Origin of the sequence: Pseudonocardia sp. SID8383 (genome assembly GCF_009864975.1) — a bacterium.
GTDB classification, from domain to species: Bacteria; Actinomycetota; Actinomycetes; order Mycobacteriales; family Pseudonocardiaceae; genus Pseudonocardia; species Pseudonocardia alni.
On the sequence record NZ_WWFY01000485.1, the window covers coordinates 1 to 3,403 of the forward strand.

Annotated in this window: 3 protein-coding genes; 2 read left to right on the forward strand and 1 reads right to left on the reverse strand. The window is 73.2% G+C overall.

Translation table 11 applies throughout. The annotated features are described in order from the left end of the window. Nucleotides 1-189 precede the first annotated feature (189 nt). Nucleotides 190-1,083, reverse strand: coding sequence for a dienelactone hydrolase family protein (locus GTW08_RS11985; RefSeq protein ID WP_304580152.1), 894 nt, complete (start codon nucleotides 1,081-1,083; stop codon nucleotides 190-192). Between the two features lie 118 nt (nucleotides 1,084-1,201). Here GTW08_RS11985 and glmS point away from each other — a divergent pair, with 118 nt between their 5' ends. Both glmS and GTW08_RS11995 read left to right on the forward strand, forming a co-directional pair. Continuing rightward, entirely contained in the window at nucleotides 1,202-3,061 is a 1,860-nt protein-coding gene (gene glmS, locus GTW08_RS11990; RefSeq protein WP_073576442.1) for a glutamine--fructose-6-phosphate transaminase (isomerizing), read from the forward strand. Between the two features lie 87 nt (nucleotides 3,062-3,148). After that, on the forward strand, nucleotides 3,149-3,403 hold a 255-nt coding region (locus GTW08_RS11995; RefSeq protein WP_275938980.1), incomplete at its 3' end, for an NAD(P)H-hydrate epimerase.

Here is a 3,403-nt window from a genome sequence, read left to right on the forward strand (position 1 = left end):
GCGTCCGGACGCACGCGAGGAGCGGATCACCGTGCGGGCGGCGGATCACCGTGCGGGCGGCGGATCACCGTGCGGGCGGCGGATCACCGTGCGGGCGGCGGATCACCGCGCGGGCAGCGGATCACCGCGCGGGCAGCGGATCACGGCGCGAGCCACGGATCGCCGCGGCGCGGTGGTCGCGCCGCGGAGTCAGCCGCCGATGCCCAGCAGCCCCGACGACGGCTGCTGGTCCTGCTCGCCGTCGGGCTCCGGCGTGAGGTCCACCACCGGAGCCCCGGGGACGTTCCCCGAGGTCAGCGCGGACACCCGCTTCTCGTTCTGCAGCTCCTGCATGAGGAACGCCGTCACCAGTGCCCGGGCGATCTTCCGGGTCCGGTGCTGCGGGCGGTTCTGCAGCAGGAAGCTCGTCCAGTGCCTGCCCTCGCAGAACCCGAGGTGCCCGGCCTTCTCGATCTCGCGGAGCGTCACGTCGGTGCCGGCCTCGTGCTGGGCGGCGGCGATCCGCTGCGCGTGTCCCTCCATGGGGGCCAACGAGTCGACGGCGGCGGCGAGGTGCAGCGTCGGGACGGTCACCGCGGCGGCCGCCTCGATCGCGGAGGGCTTCACCTCCGACGCGGCGAGGGTCACCAGCGCGCCGAGGCGCTCACGCCGGGCCGCGGCGAGGACGGCGGCGCCGCCCCCGGTGCCGTGCCCGACCAGCGCGGTCTTGCGGGCGTCGACGCTGACGTGGCCGTCGCCGAGCCGGACGCCGACGCACACGTCGAGGACGGTGTTCAGGTCCGAGGCGAACCGGGCGACGCTCGGGACCGGGCCGCGCTGGGTGTTCGGCGCGGCGGCGACGAAACCCCAGGTCGCGAGGTGGCGCAGCAGCTCGTGGTAGCGGTGCGCGGGCTGCAGCCACGCGTGCCCGATCACCACGGCGGGCAGCTGGTAGCCCTCCGCGGGGGTGTAGACGATGCCCGGCAGACCGATCAGGCCCAGGTCGCCGTGCTTCACCGGGTTCGGCCCCGGACGCGACAGCACACCGAGGGCGTCCTTGGCCCCCTTCATCGACGGGGGTCGGGTCACGCTGGTCCGGGCCACGGTCGGCACCGTACCGGTGCAGGTCACCGCGTGCCCGACTCGCACGGACGTACGGCGTGGCGCCGGACCGACCCCGTCGCCGGAAGATCGGCAACCGGGCGTCGATACGCTCATCCGTATGTGTGGCATCGTCGGTTACGTCGGTCATCGGTCCGCACTCGACGTCGTCCTCGGCGGCCTGCGACGACTGGAGTACCGCGGTTACGACTCCGCCGGCGTCGCGCTGCCGGACGGCGGTGAGCTGCTGGTCGAGCGCAAGGCCGGAGCCCTGGCCAACCTGGAGGCACGTCTCGAGGAGATCGGTCGCGACCGGTTCACCGGGACCTCGGGCATCGGGCACACGCGGTGGGCCACGCACGGCCCGCCCACCGACCGCAACGCCCACCCGCACCGCAGCAGCGACGGCAAGGTCGCGGTCGTCCACAACGGCATCATCGAGAACTTCCTGGAGCTGCGCGCCGAGCTGGAGGCCCGTGGCATCTGGGCGGAGTCCGACACCGACACCGAGACCGCCGCGCACCTGGTGGCGCTGGCCCACGCCGACGGCCCGACGAAGGGCGATCTGCCCGCGTCGGTCCGCGCCGTCGCCCGTCGGCTGGAGGGCGCGTTCACCCTGGTCGTGACGCACGCCGACGAGCCGGAGCGGATCGTCGCCGCCCGTCGCAACTCGCCGCTGGTGCTCGGCATCGGCGAGGGAGAGACGTTCCTGGCCTCCGACGTCGCGGCGTTCATCGAGTTCACCCGCGACGCCGTCGAGCTCGGCCAGGACCAGGTCGTGACGATCACCCGCGACGGCTACGACGTCACCGACTTCCACGGGGAGCCGGTCGGGGTCAACCCGTTCGAGGTGACCTGGGACCTCGCCGCCGCCGAGAAGGGCGGCCACGACTACTTCATGCTCAAGGAGATCGAGGAGCAGCCGACCGCGATCGCCGACACCCTGCGTGGGCACCTCGTCGACGGCCGGATCGTCCTCGACGAGCAGCGTCTGACCGATCAGGACCTGCGCGACGTCGACAAGGTCTTCGTCGTCGCCTGCGGCACCGCCTACCACTCCGGGCTGCTCGCGAAGTACGCGATCGAGCACTGGACCCGGATCCCGGTCGAGATCGAGCTGGCCAGCGAGTTCCGCTACCGCGACCCGGTGCTGGACCGCTCGACGCTGGTCGTCGCGATCTCCCAGTCCGGCGAGACCGCCGACACCCTGGAGGCGCTGCGCCACGCGAAGGAGCAGAAGGCCCGGGTGCTGGCCATCTGCAACACCAACGGAGCGCAGATCCCGCGCGAGTCCGACGCGGTGATCTACACCCACGCGGGCCCGGAGATCGGCGTCGCCGCGACGAAGACGTTCACCGCCCAGGTCGCGGCGAACTACCTGGTCGGTCTGGCCCTGGCCCAGGCGCGCGGCACCAAGTACCCCGACGAGGTGGTCCGCGAGTTCGAGGAGCTGGAGGCCGTCCCGGCCGCCGTCGCCCACGTGCTGGAGTCGCTCGGCGAGGCCCGTGCGCTCGGGCAGGAGCTGGCGCCGTCGAAGGCGGTGCTGTTCCTCGGCCGCCACGTCGGCTACCCGGTGGCACTGGAGGGCGCGCTCAAGCTCAAGGAGCTCGCCTACATGCACGCCGAGGCCTTCGCGGCCGGTGAGCTCAAGCACGGCCCGATCGCGCTGATCGAGGACGGGCTGCCTGTCGTGGTGGTGATGCCGTCGCCGAAGGGGCGCGCGGTCCTGCACTCCAAGCTGCTGTCCAACATCCAGGAGATCAAGGCGCGCGGGGCGCGGACCGTGGTCCTCGCCGAGACCGGCGACGAGACGGTGCGCCCGTTCGCCGACCACCTCTTCGAGCTGCCCGCGGTGCCGACGCTGCTGCAGCCGCTGGTCGCGACGATCCCGCTGCAGGTGATCGCGGCCGAGATCGCCCGGGCCCGCGGCTACGACGTCGACAAGCCCCGCAACCTGGCGAAGTCGGTCACCGTCGAGTGATCACCGGTCGTGGAGCGGAGCGTTCGCGACGCGGGCGTCCCGCTCCACAACCGTCGATCATGGTCGCCCGGCGCTAGCCTCGCGGCCATGCACGGGCTCCACACCGCGGACCAGGTACGGGCGGCCGAAGCGGCCATGATGCGCACTGTCGGCGACGGGGTGCTGATGCGCCGGGCCGCGGCGGGGCTCGCGCACCACGTGCGGGAGTTCCTCGGCGCGACCTACGGCCGCCGGGTGGTGCTGCTCGTCGGGGCGGGCGACAACGGCGGCGACGCCCTGTGGGCCGGTGCCGAGCTGCGCCGCCGGGGCGCGCACGTCACCGCGGTGCTGCTGGCGCCGGAC

Coding starts and splice junctions, on each gene's coding strand:
- glmS (WP_073576442.1), top strand. CDS start 1,202: ATGTGTGGCATCGTCGGTTACGTCGGTCATCGGTCCGCACTCGACGTC.